The 24,873-nt window shown below is 39.8% G+C and carries 17 protein-coding genes; 8 read left to right on the top strand and 9 right to left on the bottom strand.

From position 1 onward, the window contains the following. The first annotated feature begins 16 nt into the window (after positions 1-16). Both B3E00_RS17430 and B3E00_RS17425 read left to right on the top strand, forming a co-directional pair. A complete protein-coding gene (locus B3E00_RS17430; RefSeq protein ID WP_293939505.1) occupies positions 17-664 on the top strand; it encodes a hypothetical protein in 648 nt (215 codons plus the stop codon). A 14-nt stretch (positions 665-678) separates the two neighbouring features. Continuing rightward, complete coding sequence (locus tag B3E00_RS17425) at positions 679-1,767, top strand: Gfo/Idh/MocA family protein (RefSeq protein ID WP_293939503.1); 1,089 nt, start codon at positions 679-681, stop codon at positions 1,765-1,767. A 48-nt stretch (positions 1,768-1,815) separates the two neighbouring features. On the opposite strand, the gene B3E00_RS17420 is transcribed toward B3E00_RS17425, so the two are convergent. From B3E00_RS17420 to B3E00_RS17380, 9 genes are all read right to left on the bottom strand, one after another. Next, positions 1,816-3,336: a RagB/SusD family nutrient uptake outer membrane protein gene (locus tag B3E00_RS17420; RefSeq protein WP_209578683.1), complete on the bottom strand. Its 1,521-nt coding sequence runs from the start codon at positions 3,334-3,336 to the stop codon at positions 1,816-1,818. Positions 3,337-3,471: 135 nt separating this feature from the next. Beyond that, entirely contained in the window at positions 3,472-6,723 is a 3,252-nt protein-coding gene (locus tag B3E00_RS17415) for a SusC/RagA family TonB-linked outer membrane protein (protein WP_209578684.1), read from the bottom strand. 138 nt (positions 6,724-6,861) lie between these two features. Continuing rightward, positions 6,862-7,179: a hypothetical protein gene (locus B3E00_RS17410; protein WP_209578685.1), complete on the bottom strand. Its 318-nt coding sequence runs from the start codon at positions 7,177-7,179 to the stop codon at positions 6,862-6,864. A 124-nt stretch (positions 7,180-7,303) separates the two neighbouring features. Next, complete coding sequence (locus tag B3E00_RS17405; protein ID WP_293886544.1) at positions 7,304-7,678, bottom strand: hypothetical protein; 375 nt, start codon at positions 7,676-7,678, stop codon at positions 7,304-7,306. 108 nt (positions 7,679-7,786) lie between these two features. Continuing rightward, complete coding sequence (locus tag B3E00_RS17400) at positions 7,787-8,548, bottom strand: hypothetical protein (RefSeq protein ID WP_293939501.1); 762 nt, start codon at positions 8,546-8,548, stop codon at positions 7,787-7,789. Between the two features lie 7 nt (positions 8,549-8,555). Further along, entirely contained in the window at positions 8,556-9,209 is a 654-nt protein-coding gene (locus B3E00_RS17395) for a hypothetical protein (protein ID WP_209578688.1), read from the bottom strand. After that, positions 9,193-9,882: a hypothetical protein gene (locus B3E00_RS17390; protein ID WP_209578689.1), complete on the bottom strand. Its 690-nt coding sequence runs from the start codon at positions 9,880-9,882 to the stop codon at positions 9,193-9,195. Before B3E00_RS17390 ends, B3E00_RS17395 begins: the two co-directional genes overlap by 17 nt. Before the next feature lie 16 nt (positions 9,883-9,898). After that, positions 9,899-13,396: a DEAD/DEAH box helicase gene (locus B3E00_RS17385; RefSeq protein ID WP_293939498.1), complete on the bottom strand. Its 3,498-nt coding sequence runs from the start codon at positions 13,394-13,396 to the stop codon at positions 9,899-9,901. Between the two features lie 10 nt (positions 13,397-13,406). Beyond that, positions 13,407-15,146, bottom strand: a complete 1,740-nt coding sequence (locus tag B3E00_RS17380; protein ID WP_293939496.1) for a hypothetical protein — start codon at positions 15,144-15,146, stop codon at positions 13,407-13,409. A 575-nt stretch (positions 15,147-15,721) separates the two neighbouring features. Between B3E00_RS17380 and B3E00_RS17375 the strand changes: the two genes are divergently transcribed. The 6 genes from B3E00_RS17375 to B3E00_RS17350 all read left to right on the top strand — a co-directional run bounded on the left by B3E00_RS17375 (position 15,722) and on the right by B3E00_RS17350 (position 24,863). Further along, a complete protein-coding gene (locus B3E00_RS17375; RefSeq protein WP_293939494.1) occupies positions 15,722-16,792 on the top strand; it encodes a S41 family peptidase in 1,071 nt (356 codons plus the stop codon). Between the two features lie 34 nt (positions 16,793-16,826). Beyond that, on the top strand, positions 16,827-17,918 hold the full coding sequence (locus B3E00_RS17370; protein WP_293939492.1) for a DKNYY domain-containing protein: 1,092 nt from the start codon (positions 16,827-16,829) through the stop codon (positions 17,916-17,918). 368 nt (positions 17,919-18,286) lie between these two features. Continuing rightward, the gene (locus tag B3E00_RS17365; RefSeq protein WP_293939490.1) at positions 18,287-19,750 is read left to right on the top strand and encodes a hypothetical protein; all 1,464 of its coding nucleotides are present in this window, start codon (positions 18,287-18,289) and stop codon (positions 19,748-19,750) included. A gap of 127 nt (positions 19,751-19,877) precedes the next feature. Continuing rightward, entirely contained in the window at positions 19,878-20,405 is a 528-nt protein-coding gene (locus tag B3E00_RS17360) for an RNA polymerase sigma factor (RefSeq protein ID WP_293879525.1), read from the top strand. Positions 20,406-20,503: 98 nt separating this feature from the next. Next, a complete protein-coding gene (locus B3E00_RS17355) occupies positions 20,504-21,451 on the top strand; it encodes a FecR family protein (RefSeq protein WP_209578697.1) in 948 nt (315 codons plus the stop codon). A 67-nt stretch (positions 21,452-21,518) separates the two neighbouring features. Continuing rightward, positions 21,519-24,863 carry a SusC/RagA family TonB-linked outer membrane protein gene (locus B3E00_RS17350; RefSeq protein WP_293939488.1) on the top strand — a complete coding sequence of 1,115 codons (3,345 nt, stop codon included), beginning with the start codon at positions 21,519-21,521 and terminating at the stop codon, positions 24,861-24,863. The last annotated feature ends 10 nt before the right edge of the window (positions 24,864-24,873 follow it).

Here is a 24,873-nt window from a genome sequence, read left to right as displayed (position 1 = left end):
AACAATACGAATAGAGATGAAAACAGATGAAAGAAAAATTGTAGGTACGCTAGCTCATCTTTTGGTAAACGATTCCGATAGCGTTGAAGTGAACACATTTCTGTATTCATTAATCGGTAACCTAAGTAAAAATCGAACTGCGCTTGTGCAATTTGTGAAAAGATGGCAAGATAAAGAAGATGGCTCAGCTATTCTTAGAAAGGATCTTTGGACGGATTTCAAGCAGCTTGTGGGCGGTAATCCTGATCTTGGTATCGCTATGATTGACGGCATTAGGATCAACAACATTGCCGGCTTTTTCGATGAAATCAATACAGTTTACATGTCTTTTGAAAACTGGAAGATAGGAAGTCTAGACGGCTTTGACGATTTACTGTACGGTGGATTTGGCAGGTTTAAAGACGCCGCCTCACATGCTATTGTTTGGAAAGATATTGCCCATAGCAGCGCATCTTTGGGTACCGAAACAACTTTGGCGTATTATCAGCAAAAACTCGGGGCAGGTTCGCCTTTTAATCAAACACATTTTCAAAGGAAACTGGAAGAGCTAAAAGCCGGCCAAGGAGAAACGTATTTTGACATCGTTGCCGAAATCATCCGATCTCATCGCAAGATCACCTGGATCTACAAAGGACATCCTCATAACAAATCATTCTATTTATAAGAACTAAACTTAACATGATGAAGCATCTGATCAGAATAACTTTCCTGCTTATTATATTATTCCATCAAGCTGCGCTAGCGAGTGAACGACTCAAAGTGGCTGTAGCGGGACTTAACCATGACCATGTATTCTTGCTGCTCAATTTATATAAGGATAAAAAAGTGGATATTATTGGTATTGCTGAGTCAAATAAAACGTTATCGAAAAAGATACAAACGCAATATAATCTACCCGCCGCCCTCTTCCATCAAGATTTACACAGTTTATTGGCGCATGTTACACCGGATGCGGTGTTGGCTTACAATCCCACCGATGAGCATATCCATGTGGCAGAGGCCTGCCTCCCGCTGAAAATCCCTGTGATGGTGGAGAAACCCCTCGCAACCACTTTATACGATGCAAAACGGATCGCACATTTATCCAAACAGTTTGAGACTCCCTTTTTGGTAAATTATGAAACGACGTGGTATAAAAGCAATCAGAAACTGAAGGAATTGGTGGACAAAGGTGAAGTTGGACAAATCACACGTATGCTTGTAAAAGACGGACACGAAGGTCCCAAGGAAATAGGATGCAGCGATTACTTTTTGGATTGGCTCACTGATCCGAAAAAAAATGGTGGGGGTGCAATCATGGATTTTGGCTGCTATGGTGCCAATCTCATGACCTGGCTCAAAAATGGCGAAAAACCAATTTCCGTCACAGCATTCACACAACAGTTAAAACCGAAAGTCTATCCTAAGGTCGACGACAACGCCACTATTATTCTTAACTATCGAGATGGCAGTACAGGCATTATCCAAGCTTCCTGGGCTTGGCCATATAGTGTTAAAGATCTGCAGATCTTTGGTACAAAAGCCCAGCTCTATGCCAAAAACGATAAGGAGCTCCTAAAATACACGCAACAAAATGGTCCGCCTACGGATATACCGACGACAATTCCTTACTTTGAGCATCACATTGCTTACCTTGAACAGGTCTTGAAACATAAAATAATCCCAGAAAATGATCTCGGATCAATTAATAATAATGTCGTCGTAGTCGAGATTCTGGAAGCTGCAAAACGATCGGCTACAGCAGGAAAGACCATCGTTCTAAATTAAGCAAGGTCAGTAGACAGCTAATCTACCGACCTTGTGTGTACTATTCAATTAATATCCTGGGTTTTGATACATGCGCGCCGGATCCAGTTTATATTCATCAAAAGGAATTGGATAGTATCGATCTTTTGTGGATATATTGGAGATTTTGGCATTGCCGTAGTCAGCCTGGCTTTTGGTCTTAAAATAAGTCACCAGTTCCTGCGCATTATAATTACGGATCAAATCAAACCAGCGTTGGTTTTCAAATGCCAGTTCCACACGGCGTTCATGCAATATGGCCTCTTTCAAGGTTGGATATTTACTACGATAGCTCGTATTCAGCATAGCTGTTGCATAAGATGGCAACCCTGCACGCTCACGTACTTCATCTAACAGCACAATAGCTTCAGCATCTTTGCCCAAGCGATATTTTGCTTCTGCCAATAACAGCATGACATCGGCGTAACGGATCAAGATCCAATCGTTTCCTCCCCAACCATTGGTACCTGCCCCGTCACTATTATCCCTAAATTTGGTTACAAACCAATCGTTAACTTGCGTATTCGCGGCAAACTTTACGGAGAAATCTTTTCGGATATCGCTTTGTTCGTAATCTTTGACCAAATCGAGTTTTGCCACTTCACCAGCACCCGTCGAATTGTAGCGTGAATTGATGGTCTCCCCCCGCGCTTGGTAGTTACGGGCAATACTTGAACTATAGTTTTGGTCTCCTTGTTTGTACTGAATCTGAAAAACAAGTTCTTTACAACTATTTTTCTTGGTCACATCGAAAACATCGGCATAAGGAATTTCGTTTAGTTTGCCGAAAGTACGCATTTGGTAAGCCGCATTGAGGTACTGCTCTGCTTTCGCAAAATTTTCCGCACTCCCCGATGTCTGCGTAGCGCCCAAAGTCAGATATACTTGTCCCAAAATCGCATTGACGGCCGCTTTAGACGCTCTGCCAATGACATAATCTTTTTGTGTATTGGGAAGATTGCTGGACAATGCCTCGGTCAAATCTTTAATGATCTGCTCGTAAACAATTGATTCTTTCTGCCGAAAAGCCAATTCATTTGCTTGCTCTTTACTTATCACCTGTGTTGTAGCTAATGGAATATCTCCGAATTTACGTACCATGTGGAAATATAATAATGCACGTACAAATTTTGCTTCCGCAATATAACGTCCTTTTAATTCTGCACTAGTAAAGGTCACATCGTCCACATGCGAGATAACAACATTACAGCGACTGATTGCGGCGTACATAGCCGACCAATGTGTCTTGAGGTAGGTATTGCTTGGTAGCAACGAAAAGTCATTGAATTGGAAAGGCTCCCCGGCATTGGATTGATTATCATTACGTCCACTATTATCAGAACGTTCCTCGTTATATAATGTACTCGATTCCCCAAGTGTACTCCCCGAACGAAGTGACTGGTAGAGCCCATTGACGGCCAAAAGCACATCATTTTCCGATTTGAAATAATCATCGATTGTGACAGCATTGGGGTTTTTCTGATTTAAGAAATCTTTGGTACATGAAGACAACGCCAACAAAACAAAGGGTAATATATATCTTTTTTTCATCCTGTTATTTTTTTATTTTTCACCAGTCCATGCAACCCAAGGGTGCTCATAGTACTGCATTTTACTATACTGAAGCTATTAACATAGGTTTTTGCTTAATATTTCCGCTGCACAAATAGCTCCTACATACTGCTATTAAAAAGTGACTTTCACGCCAAGGTTATATGATCTCACCAATGGATAAAGCCCATAATCCACACCCGGAGTCAAATTACCACGCTGATTGTAATCCGGTTCTGGATTGTAGCCTTTGTATTTAGAAATCGTAAATGGATTGTCTACAGTAGCGTAGACTCTTAGCCCAGAAAGCGTTAATTTTTCTACCAAACCTTTGGGAAGATTGTAGCCCAAAGCAATATTTGTCATCCGCAAGAATGAACCGTCCTGCAAATAAAAATCGGAAAGGCGTGTACTGTTACTTTGCGTACCACCACGCGATGCACGGTATACTTTACCATTTCCGGGATTTTGAGCTGAACGGTAACGTTGTGCCACATCTGCATATTGATTGCCGGAGCCTTCCATATTGTAGAGGTAATAATCATAGCCATCCAATACTTTATTTCCTTGGGAACCATTAAATGATGCCCTTAGATCAAAAGCCTTATAGCGCGCATTAAGAGCAAAGCCATAGGTGAAATTAGGATGTGGATTGCCGATCACCCGTTTATCTGCATCATTGACGATACCATTGCCATCTACATCTTCAAAATAGAGATCTCCAGGTTGTAGCGGAGTGGTTGAAGCCGCTGAAGGTGCAACAGTTTTATAATTCTCTTCAGTTGCGACACCCAGAACTTTAAAACCGTAGAACATACCAATTGGACTTCCCTCTTGCGTAATATGCGTTAAGTAAGAGCGTTCAGCACCATTCGTCAAGATGGTAGAAGCCCCGCCAAGATCGAGCACTTTATTTCTGTTTACATTGATATTCCCGCTCAAGCCTAGTTCAAATTCATTTTTACGAATCAGCGTAGCATCAACCTGTAAATCAAAGCCTTTATTCTGCACCTTCGAATTAGGGAGATTGGTCAAGATCGTCGTTGATCCAGATACAGCAGAGAGTGGTTGGTTGAATAATAAATTGAAGGAACGGCTCAGGTAGAAGTTGGTCATAATGTTGAGGCGGCCTTTCAACAAACCGAGATCAAGACCGGCGTTGTATTGCGAGGTTGTTTCCCAGCTCAATTTTGGATCGAGTAGATTGCCTGCCGTATACGAGGTCTCTACTTTATCGCCAAGGATTACACCTGCTGGTGAGTTGATCACGGATATCGCATTGTAATCACCAATATTATTATTTCCACTACGTCCCCAGCTCGCTCTTAGTTTGACTGTCGATTGTTGCCCTAACCAATCCGTATAAAATTCCTCCTTGGAGAGAGTCCAACCAGCTGAAACCGATGGAAAAGTTCCCCATTTACTGTTCGGTCCAAAGCGCGATGAACCGTCTGTACGAATGGATGCCGAAAGGAAATATTTCGAATCGAAGCTGTAATTTACGCGGCTAAAATAAGACTGGAGCGTGGTGATGCGTTTGAACGTATCGTCTTTTAGCAATTGGAAATTAGAAGGATCAGCACCCTTGTCGGTAATTTCACCTATAGCATTATTATTAAAACCGTTGGCTCTCACACCTTGATAATCGTAATCTGTTCGTTGAGCCGAATAACCTAATAATGCGGATACCTGGTGTTTACCACCAAAGGTTTTGTTGTAGTTTAACGTTGTTTCCAGCAATTTGTCCAATTCACTTTTTGTCTTGGCATCTGCATAGGCCGCAGAAATTGCCTGCGGTGAAAACGGTTTGTTGTTTCCATCGGATATACTTGTCGGACGGAAATAATTATACTTCTCGTCATAAGTAGACAGTCCACCGTTTACTTTGAGATTTAGGCCATCGATAATGGAAAAATCAGCAAAAGCATTGTATAAACCACGCTTTCCACGACGGTTATTTTTAATCTCAGTGACATAAGCCAATGGGTTTTCTGGATTCTGGATACCATAATTATTGGCAGAAAGATCGGCCATCAGATATTTAGCATAAGTCCCATCTTCATTATAAACAGGTAACGTCGGCAGATAGATCAAAGCCGCCATGGATGGACTTCTATCGTAACGTCCGGTAGTTACCTCATTATTGTCGTTATACGTGAACGATACATTAGCGCCAACGGTCAGTCTTTTACTCACTTTGCTATCGATATTGGCCCGGAAATTAAAGACTTTCTGATCCGTACCAAGCATGATACCCTGCTGATTCTGATAAGATCCACTTAGGAAATAGCGATTTTTTTCGTTACCGCCATATGTAGAGAGATTATGACGTTGGAAAGGTGCATTACGGTATAGCGCATCCTGCCAATCCGTATCGTATTTCGCTTTTTTTGCTGTACCAGACGCAAAGTCATAGTAATCTTCAGGAATACTTACTGAGCCAGCATTTCCAACATTGGCGATACGTGTTTTATTATCATCAAAGCGCCTACTGTCGCTCCAGGCGATCCCTTTCGTGGCCAACAGGTCTCTATAGGAATTGTTACGACCATCAATCAGCAGATCAATAAACTGTTCTGAATTTAGAACATCAATTTTCTTGGAAAGCTGACCAAAGCCACCCAATACTTCGTAGTCTACATTACTTTTACCTTCCTTGCCACGCTTGGTTGTGATCAATACAACACCGCCGGCGCCACGCGAGCCATAGATGGCTGCAGAAGCAGCATCCTTTAGCACATCGATAGATTCAATATCATTGGGGTTGATATTCAAATTGTTTCCTGCAGGATAGCCATCAATAACGTACAGTGGATCCGAACCAGCGTTGATCGATCCCATACCGCGGACACGCATTTTGGTACCATCGTATGGGGCACCACTTGTCTGCATGACTTGTACACCTGCTACCTTACCAACCAACGCCTGGGATAACTTTGGTGCGCTCAAATTGAGTTCCTCGGCCTTAACGCTAGCGATCGCGCCAGTAACATCCGACTTTCTGATTCGCTGATATCCGATAGAGATGGTCACCTCTTCCAGTGTGTTTTCATCGGTCTGTAAGGAAAATATCTGCCCATTGGATTGGGTAACAGCTTGCACAAGTCTGCTATACCCAATAAAGGAAATACTTAGGTTGTCGCCCATTTCGGCTTCGATCTGAAAATTTCCTTTTTCGTCAGACTGAACAGATCTTTTACTTTTCAAATTTTGGACGGTTGCTCCAGCGACAGCACGTCCTTGGGCGTCGACGACACGACCTTTTACGATTCCCTGTACATGCGTAAATTGCGATGAGGTTAGTGTGAGTGGTTTGGCTTGAACAGCTGGTGAGCTTGCTGCGATAGCACATAACAAACAAAAGACATTGTCGGCTTTAAATTTCATAAGTAGCGCATTTGATTTATGGGTACAAGATTACAAATGCTATATGAAGGCAGGGTCAATAAAACATTAACAGTTTTTAACTAAACCGGGTTAGCAAACTACGAAAGCTTAACAAAAGGATAACAATACACCTAGCATTTATTGCTTAGGCTTCCTGCTAACAAAACTATAAATCCATAAAATCAGAAGATATAAAGTAGCCGCAAAAAGAATATTGCCGATCAAATTTAGAGGTTCAAACTCATGGTATCCGACCTGCTCATTAAGATCAGGGCTATAGCCGCTTCCCTCCCTATAGAATATCCATGGAAACCCTACTGTTAAATTGCCATCGACATCCAGTTCATTCTGATAGAAACAAACTGTCATAATAGCAAAAACACCAATAGTACCAACAAGCACTTTGAATAATGCTGGTACTATTGATGTTTTATGTTGTTCAGGTTTTGCGTGCATGATTAAATATAGCAATTCATTTTGATTGCATGTTATAATCACTATAGGTACCTTGGTATTGACTAGCTCGTTCTACACATTTTGATCGTCGTATTTTACAAGGTTGATCAAACTTAACATAGCGTTATACTATATCCTTCCCTTCATCTCCTTTCATGATAAGATGGATGCGGTCCTCTAAAACTCTTTTATGCCAAGCATCCAATAGCGATCTTGTTTTTCCGACAAGGTCTCCCCCCTCATTCGTCTCCATCATTTTCACCCACTCTTCTGCAAATTCCCCATATTCAACGATACTATTTTCGGACTGCGTATATTGGATCAAATATTCCATCGCAAATACATTAGCCCAACGGTCGGGGTGTATTGGATCACACATATACTCAGCAATGTCAATCTTATCAATAAATTCCTGTACAACTTCTTCCGGTGTGAAATTGAACAGGTCGCAAAATTGCTTAAATGCTGGCGTTAATTTAATATTTTCTAATGTTTTCATATTTATTCATTTAAAAAGTCATTAATGGCTTCATCCATATCGTACCTGTCTAACCACTTTGATGCAAGTCCTCCTTTATAAAAAGACAAGTAGCTTTCCACAATTCATTTATAACTCAAACTCTTCATCTTTAGATTCCAAAATACGATCGAGCCAGGCCTCATACAGCGCTATTCTTTTATCGAGGTCGCGATAAAAAAAATAGCGTTTATTGAGTTCCTGTAAATCCATAATAAATCGTTTAAAAAAAGGCGTATGGCGATATTCCCAATCAATAAGATCTCCATAACCATCATGGACACGATGAATAAGTCCCAAAACTGGATTATAGGTAGCTTTATCCAAGTGCATTGTTGCTAAAAAGTCGGGTGTAGATACCTGTTGCATCATGGTGTTGATATAATGCGCTGGATGAACACCATTTATCAGGCAAGTCAGCAGAAAACCCTTACTCAATTTAAAGGATATGTTTTCGTTTAAATAGATGCGGTCTTTAAGCCGCACTTTTGTAGCAAAAAAGTCATAGATCTGTGCAGTGATCATACGGCCTTTATTTCTGCGCTCGCCCGTGCTATAATTTCTATTGATTGCCAATTTTACCTGACGTCGCAATAATTTCACCACCATTTCCTTTTCGTTCTTTTCGAATTCAATTTTTAAAGGATTATCGACTTTAGGAATTTTATCGTTGACATAACGTACGGCTCTAGTGGCAATATTGTAGCTTGAATTATCTGTAAAATTTTGATCTATAAAAGAGTAATGATCTAGAAACAATTGAATAAAAGCTGGTGCAGCGATGCCAAAAAGCTCGCATATTAACCGAAAATTTCGCGGTACCTCTAAAGGTACTCCAGTAATATCTTCCATATTTTTTTTATTTATGTTCAATATAGCGGAAGCCAAAACTTTTGGCTTTAGTTTTCCGCAGCGGTGCGCTTCCCTTCTTTCCTACCAACACCACCAGTTCCCGCATCAAGCTTTTCACGCGGATATTTTCTTCCAGGTATTTTTCCGTATAGCGCCAAAGTTCAAGCGGCGTTCTGTATTTCTTAAAATAATCTTTTTGGATAAGCTTATCCAAAAGGAGTTCCACGGCCATGCAATCACTTGTATACTGTTCAACTTGTGCTGGATCTTCGGGGCTGATTTCTTCCATTAACTGGAAAAAAGTTATGGTTTCTACGGCATTGATAAAATATTCCATTTGGTAGTGGCGGATACCTTTTTCTTCCCAAATCGAGAACTCAAACTGATAGCTGATTTTATTATCAAATTTACTGATATCTACTTTCCTAATGTTGAAAACCCAATTCAGGTGGACCATAACTTCAAGATTTCCGGCCGGTATTTTGAGTTCTTCCATTTCCTTAACGTAGGTTTCCTTTTGTCCCATTAAGAAAGCCATTTCTTCACGAGTAAATCCGAAGCTGATCCGATTTAATATCAGGAGATAAATAATCCCCGCATAGTACATAGAAAATTCTGCACGAAATCTCTCTCTGCCAATATCATTAATTAAATTTTGCATGCTCCTCCTTTCTATCGACCGGATAAAAAGAATACCTTCCTTCCACATTTCTGACGACCAACCTGTTTTGCTGAATGAGTCCATACAGCACATTTTTCAAATGCCTTGGATAAATCTGGAGATGAACCTGTCCCGTTTCCTTAACTTTCCGAAACAGTTGCCAAGGAGCTGCACCATGCACAAAGAATTCCAGATCCAATAGCCCTTCAATCTTTTGGCGTACATGTAACATCGCATCCGATTCATGCTGGATATCTTTTTCAGCTTTCCATTCCTCAAATTGCAATGCAATTGAAGACTTTTTTTGCGAGACAAACTGCCAAGGAATTTCGATAGAATAATGCCACCTGACCTCGTCCTCTTCAATATGAAGACGGACGAGACGTTCTTCGGTAGCTTCATATCTTTCGCGATGGAATTCCATCGGTTCAATGCATGAGCTCATGTATATTCGATCCAGTGAGATCGATTCCTGAGCCAAAAAACTTCGCACCTGATACATTTTTTCAAAGTCTAAATACGCGTGATCAGGTCTACCAACCAAGAACGACAGTTCTTCAGGTCTCCAGCCCTTTTCTATCCTCCGTTTTAGATAGGTGTACCATAGTTGAAAGTCGTGCGAATACATCATTCCCCCATAGGATGCTTTTTGTGGAGATACTTTTTTGATCATTATAGTGTACAATTGGTTATTCAAATAATTTAAGCAGCTCATCTTTACTGATCGATTTCATTAGATTAGCCTCATCTAAAATCAGTCCTTCGGATATTCGTTTTTTACTTTCTTGAAGGGCTAAGATGTGCTCCTCAACGGAATCCCGACAAACAATCTTATAAGCCATCACATGCTTTTCTTGCCCTATTCGATAACAACGATCTATCGCCTGTGCTTCGGCAGCAGGATTCCACCAGGGGTCTAAAATATAGACATAGTCGGCAGCCGTTAGATTTAAGCCGGTTCCTCCCGCTTTAAGGCTAATGAGAAACACACGGCATTCGTCCTCGTTCTGAAATCTTTCGACCGCATTTTGCCGCTGATCTTGATTCATCTTACCATCAAGGTAGACATAAGCTATTCCCTTATTTTCGATTCGTTGAGCCACCAGCTTAAGCATGGAAGTATACGCCGAAAAGAGAAGAATCTTATGATTTGGAGCTACTTCATCCATGATCTCATCAATAAAATCCAATTTAATAGATTCATGACCGAAGCCGCCATCTTTCATCAGAATGGGCGAGTTGCAAAGCTGCCGTAGTTTTTGCAGGGCCTCAATCGCCAAAAATTTGGATTTCGTGGAGTCAGCGCTATTCAGATTACTTTCAATCTCCCCCTTGAATATCTTTCTGACCTTATCGTATATCTTTCTTTGCTCCGGAAGCATATCCATATACAGAATTGTTTCGGTCTTTTCAGGAAGGTCCAAAGCAACCTGTTTTTTTGTACGCCGAAGGACAAAAGGTTGGATCATCTTTTGGAGGCCAAGGACAGTTTCTTGCGCTGTATTTTCATCTTTGATCCCCCGATAGGTATTATTAAAATTGCCATAAGTTCCAAAAAAACCCGGGTTGACCATACTCATTTGTGCATAGATATCCTCCACGCCATTTTCAATAGGTGTTCCTGTCATCGCTATGCGATAGCAGGATTTTAGCTCAGTGAGCGATCTAAATCTTTTTGAATTACGATTTTTTATCGCCTGCGACTCATCTAAAATCATGTAACTAAAGGACTGGGATTTAAGAAAATCAAGCTCCATCATAACTGTTCCATAGGTCGTAATCAAGATGGATTCGTTCTCTATTTCTGTGATTTCCCTCCTTTTTTGTCCATGATAAATAGCTGTCCGACGATTTGGGGAAAATTTCTTAAATTCTGCCAGCCAATTGAATAGCAGGGAATTGGGTACAATAATAATTGAGGGGGCTGCTTTTGGATTATTTTGATAGAAATATTCCAAAAGCGTTATTGCCTGTAAGGTTTTCCCTAATCCCATATCATCAGCCAAGATACCGCCCCATTGAAAATCGCTTAAGAATACCATCCAGCTAAATCCTGCCTGTTGGTAAGGGCGCAACTCTGCCTGGATCTCTTTCGGAACATCCAACAGGGCTATTTCATCCGTATCCAACAGTTTCTTTCGACGTTCAGCTAGGCTATTTTGAATAATACGGGGATCAATTCGATCCAGCCGTGTTTGGAAAGATAGCAATTGGGCTGAAGTGAGTTTAAGACAGTCGGTTTCAACCAGCGCATACTTAAACAGGACATCAAATAATGCTTTATCTGAGGCTTTAATATATCCGAAAGATTTATCTGCCAATTGGATGCTACTGTAGTCGTTTATGATCTTTTCTTCAAACTCTCCCGGTAAATAGGTCGTTGTTCCAAATTTGAAAATCATGTAAATGGAAAATACATTATTGTCCTGACGAATATCCAATACTTCCCATTTCAGTTGGTGTGGCAGCAAATAAGCTCCCTTTGAAATATTGTTCAGAATAGTTTTGTACCCCTTGCTCTTACATTTTTTTATAAATTCATACAGTCTATTTCTGTTGCTATGCGCCTGCCATTCCAAGCGCTTAACCATTCTATTGGTGCAGCTTTTCAAATTTGGCAACTGAGCTTCAATAAAGGTATTAAACTCATGCTCGCCAACAAGATCTCGCTCAGTATACAGGCAGGTTCCATTTTCCGGTTTTAAAATCAAGTTTCCTCCATATGGAATTACATATTCTTCCTTTTCACTCAGCGTAGCTTTCAATTCGAAATTTAAATGATCATCGTCGTCTTTCTCCACCACAACCTTAAATTGAGGCACATGATGAGCGGTATTAAAAATAAAAACTGTATCCTTTTTTAAAGGTTCAAGGTCTATATGAAGGGATGTTGACAATGGAATCAACATACGTGTAAAGAAGTCTTCATAGTCCCGCTTTAACACCGTTATTTTAGTAGAAATACTGTAAAAGAAACGTAATAGAAACTCCTTTTGAAGATTATCAACAAAAAGACACTCATCTTCATTTAGATTGATAAAGAAGAAATTGGACCGACATTCGGATGTATAGTCTTTCAACTCCTCTCCTTTGTAGACAAGAATTAACGATAGAAGCAGGTGATCGCTGCCTTCTTTCAAATGAAATTTCAGACTAAGATCATCGCCCGCCAAAATCACATTCCGATACGTTGTACGATATTTGGATGGATATTTGAAGTTTTCAATTGTAGTTTTAAAATTATTTCTATCGACAAAAGCAACACGTAATCTTTGATCCGATTTTCCTTCCAAAAGTTTACGCCAAGCACTGATGATAATATCCTTCTCCACACGATCAGCGTCATTTCGCATCTCATCTTTTTCCCTATCCCCTAATTGTCTTTGTGGACTTTTGGAAAAAGCTAAAATCTTACGACATAAATCGATTTTTAAAACATCACTATCAGCAAAATTCGCCAACTTATTACCAAATTCTCCTAAATAATTTATCTTACTGTTTATTTCAAAAGGTATTAAAAAGGGTAGTCCGTCCACCTGACGCTCTCTAGGAATAACATACATAAAATTCGGAAAAGGCGCCTCATGCTGTTCCATCCATCGGTTTTCAGATGCTGCATCTAGCAATTCCGATTCAAGCTCCTGGTGGTCGAAATAATTATATACCTGACCAAATTGATTATGATTTTCAATACAAACCTTGTCCTTGCGGTAATATAGCCTAGAAATACCCAATTGAAAGTACTTATGCTGACTTTCGGGTAGGATGGCAATATCTTTTGCATATAAATCATGTAAGAATTTATTACTGACTAAAAACTTACGATAAAGTCCAATAATTACATAATCACACAGACTATCATGACGCTTTTTACAATCGCACTTAACCTTCAATCCGATTTCTCGGATCTCGAGATCAATTTTGAGATTTTTGTTTTTATAATTTCCGTCTCTTCTTAGAGAAAATGGCCATTTAAACTTGTTGACTTTGATTATCCTAACGCTGTAACTATAAAGCTGAAAATCCGTCAGTGGTATTTCTCCTTTATAGCGCTTAAGAAAGTAGTCTGATGAAATATAAAGATCCTCTTGGTTTTCCCAAGGAATAATAAAGCTATTCTTCTCTTTGTCAGGTATAATCGGAACAACATCTGTTACTAACTCCAGATTTTCAACACTATTTTCCATAAATCCTCCTTTATTGTTTATTGGACTTAACCTCCGATTTCAACTCCATATACCGTATGCTCTGATCGCAGAGATCGACAAAGAAATCCGTAATTTCCTTCGCTTTTGACTTAAAGTAGTCCATATCAAGCTGAGCCAATTGTGCAGGAAGCTCATAGACCCGCCCTTTCATGTGTTTTAACAGCTCTGCATTCAATATTTCCTCCACCTCACTTCTTATTGTAAAAAATTCTTTCACCTTTTTATCACAGATACAGGTCCAGTCCACCAGATCGGCTATAGTCACATTCATTGGGGCATAACCGACCCGTAGGTAGAGATAACTGTATAGTCCAATTGATGTCAATTGATTTAAAAATAATACAGCCAATTGTGGACTAGCAAGTCCTTCAAAAGCAAATACACCCAGCAGATCCTGCATGAGTTTTGAATTGCGTGTCCATGAAATAGATGTCTTAAACAATGTATCATGCCAATTGATCGGAGAAACGGAATACCTCGGTTTATAACTCGGACGACGGTAAACAACAACAGATTCATTCCAGATGGTATGTGAGAAACGGCTGCCTAGATCCAGTTTTGTTGCCAGGAAATCTGTACTCAGAAAAGCTACAATTGCAGTAACTCTACCATAAACGATTTTTCGAAAATGACAGTGACCTATTTTCTTTTTTATTACTGCAAGGTATATTTCTGCCTTTTCATTTTCCACCGCAGGAAAATGAAAAAGTCCTTTCCCATGTGCATCGCTGACGTAATAATTGAGCAGCATCATTTGTTCGGGATTATTCTCCTGACGAATTTGAGCCAGCACATGAAGTATATCTGTCTCATACCGCTCCGGCCAAGGAAATGCATGAAACTGCGAGGCCGTAGTACTCGATAATGTAGTCTCCTTCGCCCCCAGATTACCTGCTACAACTTCGACGTTTTTATTTACGACTTTTTGTTGCTCTTTTGCCAACAATTTTTCATAGCCCGTTTTAAGGCCTTCCATAAAACTCAAGTACAGCTGTTCAATCGTATGAAGAACAAACTTGCAATGCTCATAAAGCCAGGAGGCATCAAAGGCGGAGATTTCGAGATCCTTGTTTTGTTTCACCGCATCAAAGGCACTGTCCAATAATCTAAAACGTTTCTTTTCTTCCTCATCCTTTCCGACAAGGGACTCCCTTAACATGGAAAAATGCTCATTGACGCTTTTAATTCTGTTATTAACATGATGTACATTATTGGCTTTTCCGTCAATCATTAGCTGTAAAAAACGCAAGTGGTTTTCCATACTTTGATGTAACATAAATATAGCCCTTTGATAGTTGCCCTGTTGACCAAATGTTTCAGCCCCCTGTAGGAATCCCGCTGAAATAGGCAAGAGCTTCTGGTAATATTCATCAGCTATTTCTAGAACACTTTTTAGTTCTTTCGCCTGAAGGGGTGGGTTCTTTTTGTTACTAGCCTGATGAACAGTATTTTCAGGTAGGGAGGCATAGGAATAATACAGACTACCCACTTTGACTTTACTGAGCATTTCAGCAATTGGAACCAGCTCAAAGGAAATATTCTTCTGGTCCATTAAACATAATTCCACAATAGGCTTTAATACCTTCGGTGAAAGCCCGCTCACATGCTTGAGCGCAAGAAGCAAATGATAATGATCCTGACCGAGAAACTGATATTTAAAAAGATAGGCACGATCGAGATCCATACGCTGAGAAAGCCGATCGATAATTAATTGGCTATTAATTTCCATACTAAATGATTTAAGATTAAAAATTTGGCACAATAAATTACTCCAACAGATCAGACTGTTACAGATCATTATTGCAAATAATCAATACTTTATTGTAAAAAAACAGTATTACAACCAAGGAGACTAAAGAGGGGTTAACACATTACTACATATAGACGTTCGCCCCTTGGCTTTTCAGGAAATACCAGCATTTAAATCAACATGTATTCAAATCATTCATTTAGCGAAAAAGTGTTTCACCGTCGCTGGCAATATAGACAGAGAAAACACTTTGTTTTCCCATTAAAAGAAAAACAAAATAGAATACATTAATATAGTTTATATATACAAATATATAAATAAACAAAACCAAATCAAAATATTATTTATCATTAAAATTTTAAATAAAGGATACCAGCCTGTACATAGACAGATGACCATTTATTTCTAGCTTTTACAAATTATAAATTTATGCTGCGAATTGTAAACAACTCACGAACCAATTATATATTTCTATTATTTTTAGGCTATTCAATTTTTAAGCTATCAGAAAATACGCTATTTCTTAAATTGCATTAATTTTAACAACAATATCCATGACCAATACCAAATTATTCCTCATCTTTTGTCTTGTTTTCTTTGTTCGACCAATATATGGTCAAACCACCTGCAACTGCTCACAGGCACTTAAGCAATTAATTGTAAAAATAGAGAGCGAGTACCCCGGTTTTCCAGAAAAAACCAAGCAGAATAAGGACCTGTACCAAGTTAAAAAAAATATATTGACAAAGAAAAGCTTGCTGGTTTCAAATTGGACCTGCATGCAACTTTTGCAGGAATATCTTGACTTCTTCCACGATGAACACATTGTCTTAGATGATCTTTCCAAAAAGAAAAATGCTCCACAGACAAGTACCGAAAACCCAAAGGTAGAACCAGAAGAGGAAATAAGTTCAAAATCGATCAGTCCCGATATATTTTATATTAAGATCTCAAGCTTCGGGTACGAAAACATAGCCCCTTTCAAAGAGCTGATCGAAAAAAACAAAGAAAAGATCGAAAGCAGTAAAGGACTTATTATAGATGTACGAAACAACGGTGGTGGAACGGACGATGTATACCAGCCGCTGTTGCCTTACATCTTAACTAATCCCATCCGAATTATGAGTGTTGAGTTTTTTGCGACACAGACCTTAATCAATGGTTTGCGTGATTATGCCATCAAGAATATCAAGCAGGATTCTCTGAATGAAGTAAAAAGAATTGACGAAGATCTTCGGGAATACAGGGAGAATATCGGAAAATTTGTACTGTATGGTGACAAGAAGGTAATCATAGATACGATTGCTATTAATAAAAAAAGTCCGCAGCAGGTCATTATCCTAGCCAATAGAAATGTAGCCAGTTCAGCAGAGAATTTTTTATTCAGTTCCCGCCAGAGCAAAAAAGTAAAAATCATGGGAACCCCGAGCATGGGCGCCCTTGACTATGGCTCTATACGTGAATTCAAATTTGGTTGCGACAACTACCAGCTCCTTTTGCCGACCTACCGATCTACCCGTTTACCGCAATATCCGATTGACAATATAGGTATACAGCCCGATATCTATATGGATGAATCCATTTCAGACTGGATCGATTTTGCGGTGCGTTACATCAATGAATAATCAATAATTGCGATAAGGTATAACGTTGGCGAGTATGAAAAATATCTTAAAAATGGGAATAATAAGTGCTTTGATAGGTCTGCTCTTTTCCTGCAAAGAGCAAGTGAGTCCTTTGTCTGAAGATTACTACAAAAAGAGCGGTGCGATTTATTTTATACCGGGCGGAAACGGCTTTGAACGAGGCTCGAGAAAGATGGTTGCAGATCTGGCAAGTTTTGCTGTGATCAAAGAGGTCTATGCCCGCGATAAAGATCGCGTCTATTTTATGGGGTGCCCGCAAGAGCTGGTCGATGTAAAGACCTTTCAACTGAAAAACAACATTCCAATCGATCAGGAGCATGTATTCAAGTTTGAAGGTTTTGCTTCGGCTACTTCATCTTGTAGCCAAAATCAGCTCACCATTATCGAAGGTGCCGATCCTGCGACTTATAAAACGTTATATCATAAACTTCCAGCACTAGCTAAAGATAAAGCACATTACTTTTATAGGTATCAACCGCTGAACGTCGACTATGCTTCATTCAACGTAGTTAACAGTAATTTTGTAAAAGATAAAAATCAGCTTTTCGTAGTAACAGACAAAGCGATTCTTCCGCTCCACTATAAAACAGAGAACGTTAAGTCTCTCAATATAGCCTATCTACTACTGAATGACCGAATACTGCTCTACTACGAGCCTTATCAAAACATCGGTATACTGGAGATCGAACTTCCCTCGTCAAACAACATAAAATTCCTTAATGATAAGACAGTAATCATTGACCAATTGGTGATTATCTCGGGTAAGCAATTTGAATATGCAGCGGTCGATGCCGAAAGTTTCGAGCTATTGGAAGGGGCAAATGGAAAAGTCCTTTGGTCGCGCGACAAAAATCATGTCTATTACGAGCAACGATTATTTGCTGAAGCAGATCCGAAAACCTTCGAGGTTCTCAAGTTCGCTGTAGCAAAAGACGCGAACCACATTTTCATTGGAAATAAAATATTCAATGGCCCTGATGTAAAAAGCTTCAGAAAGGTTGATAAGTCGCGAGTAAACCATGATTTCGAAGATGACCTAGGCAACAAATACTGGTACCAAACCGACAAAGGGGAGGTTATTTTGGTTCCGGTTACTAAAAAGTGATCACACTAATCGGCTCAACAATAAGCAAAATTTGAGCCGATTAACCAATTTAATCGGCTCAACCCCAAAATTAGCGCTGCTCCTTCCCGATATCATCTGTCCAATGAACGGTCAATATTACACGCCAACAGGCTATAACTTACAATATGCGGTATTCTATTTCACTTTCATTACACTAAATCTTCCCTGATTGCCGCCAAGATAATCACTGAAATCGGCTATTTTTCTAAAGCTTGTTTTCCACTACTTTAGCTTCGAAACCAACGCGTTTCAGCGCGTGTACGATTCGCATTCGGCTCGATCAACGAGAGCAATTGCAATAACATGCGAGCTGCAAACAAGTAGGTCCAATTTATAGAAAAAAAAGGATGATCAAATCATTATTGCTAAGTATAACAGCTATGCTATGTATCACAGCATGTGCACAGGAATCCGCCATAATCACAAAAAATGACCGGGTTAAATGGATTCCCTATCAAACCAAAAACAAGCAGTTTGTCTATGTCGACAGCGCATTCCATAAGAAGCTATCCCAAGAGTTCCATTGGGCTCAGCCTTTCACGTCCACAGGATATGCACTGGTAGCCAATGAAAAGGATCAAACGGGGATCATTAACAGCAAAGGTGAATTTATCGAACATTATTCCGACGCAGATTTACAGCTCTTAGAGCTCGAACAGCTGACTCTCGTAATGAAACGCCAGGAATATGAAAAGAATTTACCCTTTTGGAAGTGGGACTGGAATATCCTAAGCAGCTATATCAAGAAAACAGGCACCTATGTAAAACTAGAAATACGGGTATTGGAAAGTAATCAGGTTCTGTTAAAGAAAGACATTCCTTACGATGAAAACGAATATAATCTTGCGGCTTACCCCTTAGACGATAAGCATCTGATCCTCAATGGAAACCTATATCTACTAAAAGATCAAAAACTTAAGAAAATAGAAGAACACATTGAAGTGCCCTTGGAAAACGGACGTTATATTCCAGCATCAACAAACAGTTTTGCCATCCTTGATATCAAAAGCAAAAAACCGGTTTTATCCGCTTTGACAGGCATAGACAAAATAGACCTTCTTTGGAAAAATGAGGCCATACAGCTCGATTCCATCAACCAGGAGCGCTACAGCCCAACAATCCCCAAACTACTAAAGGACAATAATACAGGGAGTATATATGCCTTTCCACAATACGACAAAGCTTTTCCAAAACAAATTAGACAAGCCAACGCGACACAGATTGCCTTTCTAAAAGAAATATCCTTAGTTTATTCGGTGACTAATTCGCCTTATTTTATTCTGGGCAGATTTAACTACGAGCATGCGATCTGGGCTTATGATTGGTTATATATAGATAAAGATGGCAACTTATTGGACACCATCAAAGCCCCGAATTTCTATATCCTAGATCAGGTGGGTAATTTGGTCTGGCCAGACAAACACATGTTACTCACCTCGAATGCCATGAAAAAGAATTGGAAGACCGGAAAAATAAAATATGTCGATTCATCAGAAGATCTTTATTTAATTGATGTAAAACGAGGTGATCTAGAACCCACAAAAGGCCTATGGAATTCAAGTACAAAGACTTGGGATATAAACCCCGATTTCGAACATATCGAAACCTTAGATGGTAAACGACAAATCTTTGCATTACAGGACCATAAAGATGGTCGCTGTACTTTATACAACAACAAGACAAAACAACGAATCGGCAACAAAAGCTACATGACCATCAATCCCAACGGGTGGGTACAACATAAAAATGAGCGCAATCGGGACGAAGGCTATTTTATTGACATTGCTACGGGCAAGGAATATAAAGAATAAAAATATACCGCTCAATCTCAGCAAAAATTACCAAGATCAATTTATACCAGACAACATATATGCTTTAAGATTTATTAACCTTAAAGGAATACTGAGTTAGTAGCTTTGTCCAACTAAAACTGATCTTGTGAGCGAATTACTGATAGCATCATTGAAGCAGGGTGATCACTTTGCCATGGAACAGATTTTTAATTTGTACTGGGAAGCCATATTTGATGCCGCTTTTAAGAAAATAGGTGACGAAAATGTCGCTCAAGACATCACTCAGGAAATTTTTATCTCCTTGTGGGAAAATCGTGAACAAGTCATCATATCTGGCGGTTTGGCAGCCTATCTGCATGGTGCAGTAAAATTTAAAGTCATCAACCATTTTCGGAGTACGACGGTTAAAGGTGGTCATAAAGCCGAACTAGCATCTTTAATGAACCAGCAATATGCAGATTCAGCCGATGACCTGCTGATCCTTAAAGATGCACAGCAAAAAGTTGAAGAAGCTTTAACGCAACTTCCCGAACGTATGCGATTGGTCGTCACCATGCGCCGAAAGCAAGAAAAATCGATCAAAGAAATTGCCAGCGAGCTGAATGTCTCCGTACAAACTGTTAAAAACCAGCTTACCTCAGCTATGAAACTGCTCAAAAAAAGTCTTTCTTAACTAGCCTTTCGATCTTTTTTCATTAGTTAACAATAAATTCATATACTCCTAACATTTTCAGCTAGTACCATCTCCCATTTGAAGTGACATGTATTCAAATGACAGAAGAAAAAGCAAAGCAATTACTGCAAAGGTATTTAAATGGAGAGGCTACCGCCGCTGAAATCAGACAAGTTGAAGATTGGTATGCTCAACTGGATAATACTGACAAAAAAATCCCGCAGGAACGCAAAACCGCACTGCGTCAGCAATTGCTGAGCAACATCCAATCAGCCACTTCAGAAAATAAAAGTAAACGGCTTTCGCTGCGCTATTCTTCCCTTTTCAAAATTGCAGCTACTATTTTAATGATTGTTTCGGCAGGACTCGTTTATTGGACAGTGAACAATCAACCTATCGCAGCCTCTACACAGCTCGTCACGACGACCCTTGCAGATGAACATAAAAAGATTGTATTGGCAGATGGTTCGATAATTAACCTGGAACCCTCTTCAAAAATCAGCTATCCAAGTAAATTCGAGGGAAATATCCGTGAAATAGCACTGACTGAAGGGGAAGCCTTCTTTGATATTGCCCACGACGAGCAGCGCCCATTTCAGGTACAGCTTGCATCCAAGCTAGCGGTTAAAGTATTGGGAACCTCTTTTCGGATAAAAGCCTATCAGGCTTCCGACCAAGTCGAAGTCACTGTTGCTACAGGTAAGGTTGCTGTACAGCAACAAGATAAGACCTTGGGTATATTAACCAAAAACCAAAGTTTACGATATAGCAAACAAACTGCACAATCTTCCCGTAGCGTAGTAGAAAAAAATACAGCCGTCGCCATTGCGTTTGATGGAACAAGTCTCAAAGAGGTGGCAAAAAGACTGGAATATATCTACAACATTGAAATTATCTTAAAAGACACATCGCTTTCAGCGCTAAAAACAACAGCCACATTTAATAGCACACAAGATCCGGCAGAAATACTGGATATCATCTGTAGTCTACACCACCTTAAATACAGTACGATAGAGCAAGATAAAATATTTAAAGTCTACAAATAATGTTTAAAAATTTACCTAAAACATCTTAGTCACCATGCGTAATTCATTACCTAATTATCACAAAAAAATGAAAACACCTGCATTCAAGAGAGCATTCTCTTTTTATCGGATTATGAAGTATCCCTGCATCGCATTTTCGATTACTTCAGTATTCTGCAGTTCATTGATGGCCTCCCCAAGCCTGGCCCAACGTTTGGACAAAAGCAGCGTAAACATCAACATAAGCAAGGGCGAGAAACTCGATGTGATCCTTCACAAAATCGAAAGTCTTTCGGGTCTTCATTTTGTTTACAACCCTGATCTATTGCAAGAACGGAATACAGTCTTAAGCGGCAGTTTTAAAACTGAACCCGTTCGTTCTCTCCTGAATAAACTTGGAATCAGTGCGGTAGAAAAAGAGGACTATGTGATCCTGAACACGAAAGGAAACATCAAAGCAGATCGGATCGTCACAGGTTTTGTAAGAGATACACTGGGAGCTGCCATAGCAGGTGTATCAGTAAAAGTAGTAGGTACGCAGACTGGAACCACAACAGATGCAAAAGGAGCATTTCGAATCGAAGCAGGACCGCAAGCCGTACTTTCCTTTTCGATGGTCGGATTCCATTCTAAAGATGTTTCTGTTGCTGAAAATGAAGTTATAAATGTAACGCTGAGCGAAGAACGTTCCACCTTATCCGAAGTTGTTGTCGTAGGGTATGGAACGCAGAAAAAAGAAACATTAACAGGTGCTGTCAGCTTGGTATCACTTGACAAATTATCGTCTAGATCTGTCAACAGTGTTGGCGAAGTATTGGCCGGTAAATCACCAGGTGTTATTGTTACGAATGAAGGTGGTGACCCAACTTCAACGCCACGTATCAATATCAGAGGTGCCGGTGGTATCAATGGCGAGAGTGTACTCTACGTTATTGACGGTTCAATTTTCCTAGGCACCCCACAGCTCAATCCGAACGATATCGAATCTATTTCGGTCCTTAAAGATGCATCGGCAGCAATCTACGGTGCCAGAGCTTCTGGTGGTGTGGTATTGATCACCACTAAAAAAGGAAATAAAGGACAGATGCAAATTAGCGTTGATGCCAAGTTAGGGCAACAAAGTGCTTGGCGAAAATTACAACCGCTAAATGCCGAACAACGGGCACAAGTAGCTGCAACAGCTGCTAAAAATGGTGGAACGACCATCCTTCCTGCTTTTGATCCAACGAAATACCCAGAGGGTCTAGTGACCAAAACAAACTGGATGGATGAAGTTTTTAGAAATGCTACACTACAGGATTACAATGCTGCAATTAATGGCGGTAGCGAAAAGTCTAACTTTTACCTGAGTTTTAATTACCGCAACGCCGAAGGTATCGTATTGAATACCAAAACCAAGCGCTATAATTTCCGGATAAACTCAGAACATCAAATCACACCATGGTTAAAAGTAGGTGAAAATTTATCCTACAGCAGTACCAATGGAAATGGTGCGAACACGAGCAGCGATTATACAGGAGCACTATTGTCTGCCATCTATTATCCAACTAATGGAACTCCTTACAATGCAGATGGAAGCTTTGCTGGTCTACCGGGTCCATTTCCGGGCGATTACGGTGACATCATTAATCCTGTTGCCGAACTGATGCGCATCGACATCAACAATCCAGTCAATGTCCTTGTTGTCAACCCTTATGCTAGCATCCAATTGGCAAAAGGCTTAACATTCAGATCCAACTTAAGTATTACTAAATCAAACGCTAGATATAAAAGTTTTACACCACGACGTCCTGAAATAGGTAAACCGGTTTTGAGCAATAGTCTAGTGGAACGAGCAGATGATGCAAATGATATTCTTGCAGAGCAAGTTTTAAATTACAAAACGTCATTTGACAAACATCAACTTGACCTAACCGGTGGTTATACCTTTCAAAAAACAAAAAGTACCAGCCTATACGCTTCAGGATCTGGATTTGACGATGAATCTAAACAATATCGCTATTTAGGAAATGCCAACACCTCCCAACCTTCCGAAAGCGGATTGAATGCCACAGCAATATCATCACTATTCTTACGAGCAAACTACAGTTATAACGACAAGTATTTACTATCGTTGATTGGTAGACGAGATGGTTCATCCATGTTGACAAAAGAAAATAGATTTAAAAACTACGCTTCTGCATCAGCAGGTTGGGTGATCAGTAAAGAAGAGTTTTTAAAATCAGCAACTTGGTTAGATCAATTAAAATTACGCGGTAGTTATGGTATTTTAGGTAATCTTGCCAGCTTGTCGCCGGCGGCTGTAAACCCGCTACTCGCCATTACCCAAAGCTATTTTGGTCAAACACCGGCTTTGCAAAAAGGATATGTTCAAACTATTCTAGCGAACAAGAACCTGACTTGGGCTGAAAGTAAACAGACCAATATAGGTTTAGATTTAGGAATTTTCAACCATTTTAACTTAGTCGCCGATTACTTTATTAAAGAAACAAATAAAATGATCTTGACGAGATCGCTTCCAGGCACAGCGGGTTTAAATAGTCAAACGATCAACGCGGGTTTAGTCAATGACAGAGGAATTGAGCTGGGATTGACGTACATTAGCTCAAAAAACGCTGACTTTAGCTATTCCATCAATGCGACCTTGACCAAATTGAACAATAAAGTTAAAGAATTGGATGCGGGTTTATCAACAATAGCGGTGCCTACAAATTTCAGGAATGAATTGGCTCCGCTCTCTATTACTGTTGGTCAACCGCTCTACAGCTACTATGTGCTCAAAACAGATGGTATCTTCCAGAGCCAGGCCGAAGCTGATAATTACAAAAATGCCAATGGACAAAAAATTCAGCCGAATGCAAAAGCAGGAGATTTCAAATTTGTAGACATCGATGGCAATGGTTCAATCGGCTCTGAAGATCGTTATTTTGCGGGCAGTGCATACCCTGATTTCTCCTATGGATTGAGCTTTAATGCAAATTATAAGGATTTTGATTTCAATATTTTTGCTCAGGGTGTTCAAGGCAATAAGCTTTTCAACGCTATCAAAAGAACAACATATAGTGCAAGCGGACCTTCTTACAATAAGTTAACGGGCATTTTGGACGCCTGGTCTCCAGAAAATCCAAATGGTAAAGTGCCCATCATTTCCACTTCAGATGCAAATGGCAATTTTAATGCGTCCGATTTTTACATCGAAAATGGTTCTTACCTCCGCATTCGTAACGTCACATTAGGCTATACCCTCCCAAAATCAATTGCGAATAAATTTAAGATGGGCACAGTGCGGATATACGCAACGGCCAATAACTTATTCACCATTACGAAATATACAGGTTTCGACCCCGAGATTGGAATGGATAACAATGGTCTTGACGTGGGACGTTACCCACAAGCCAGAAGCTTTATTGTTGGTTTAAATGTCAATTTTTAATCTTAAAAAA

The sequence above is a fragment of the Sphingobacterium sp. UBA5996 genome (assembly GCF_002429765.1).
Taxonomy (GTDB): Bacteria; Bacteroidota; Bacteroidia; order Sphingobacteriales; family Sphingobacteriaceae; genus Sphingobacterium.
Note: the sequence above shows the minus strand (reverse complement) of the source record. Positions and strands in the feature narration are given on the sequence as shown.

Excerpts from the sequence above, each read along its gene's own strand:
- B3E00_RS17350 (WP_293939488.1), top strand. The coding sequence starts at position 21,519 with ATGAAAACACCTGCATTCAAGAGAGCATTCTCTTTTTATCGGATTATG.
- B3E00_RS17420 (WP_209578683.1), bottom strand. The coding sequence starts at position 3,336 with ATGAAAAAAAGATATATATTACCCTTTGTTTTGTTGGCGTTGTCTTCA.
- B3E00_RS17410 (WP_209578685.1), bottom strand. The coding sequence starts at position 7,179 with ATGCACGCAAAACCTGAACAACATAAAACATCAATAGTACCAGCATTA.
- B3E00_RS17390 (WP_209578689.1), bottom strand. The coding sequence starts at position 9,882 with ATGATCAAAAAAGTATCTCCACAAAAAGCATCCTATGGGGGAATGATG.
- B3E00_RS17355 (WP_209578697.1), top strand. The coding sequence starts at position 20,504 with ATGACAGAAGAAAAAGCAAAGCAATTACTGCAAAGGTATTTAAATGGA.
- B3E00_RS17365 (WP_293939490.1), top strand. The coding sequence starts at position 18,287 with ATGATCAAATCATTATTGCTAAGTATAACAGCTATGCTATGTATCACA.
- B3E00_RS17405 (WP_293886544.1), bottom strand. The coding sequence starts at position 7,678 with ATGAAAACATTAGAAAATATTAAATTAACGCCAGCATTTAAGCAATTT.
- B3E00_RS17400 (WP_293939501.1), bottom strand. The coding sequence starts at position 8,548 with ATGGAAGATATTACTGGAGTACCTTTAGAGGTACCGCGAAATTTTCGG.
- B3E00_RS17430 (WP_293939505.1), top strand. The coding sequence starts at position 17 with ATGAAAACAGATGAAAGAAAAATTGTAGGTACGCTAGCTCATCTTTTG.
- B3E00_RS17385 (WP_293939498.1), bottom strand. The coding sequence starts at position 13,396 with ATGGAAAATAGTGTTGAAAATCTGGAGTTAGTAACAGATGTTGTTCCG.
- B3E00_RS17395 (WP_209578688.1), bottom strand. The coding sequence starts at position 9,209 with ATGCAAAATTTAATTAATGATATTGGCAGAGAGAGATTTCGTGCAGAA.
- B3E00_RS17415 (WP_209578684.1), bottom strand. The coding sequence starts at position 6,723 with ATGAAATTTAAAGCCGACAATGTCTTTTGTTTGTTATGTGCTATCGCA.
- B3E00_RS17380 (WP_293939496.1), bottom strand. The coding sequence starts at position 15,146 with ATGGAAATTAATAGCCAATTAATTATCGATCGGCTTTCTCAGCGTATG.
- B3E00_RS17425 (WP_293939503.1), top strand. The coding sequence starts at position 679 with ATGATGAAGCATCTGATCAGAATAACTTTCCTGCTTATTATATTATTC.
- B3E00_RS17375 (WP_293939494.1), top strand. The coding sequence starts at position 15,722 with ATGACCAATACCAAATTATTCCTCATCTTTTGTCTTGTTTTCTTTGTT.
- B3E00_RS17370 (WP_293939492.1), top strand. The coding sequence starts at position 16,827 with ATGAAAAATATCTTAAAAATGGGAATAATAAGTGCTTTGATAGGTCTG.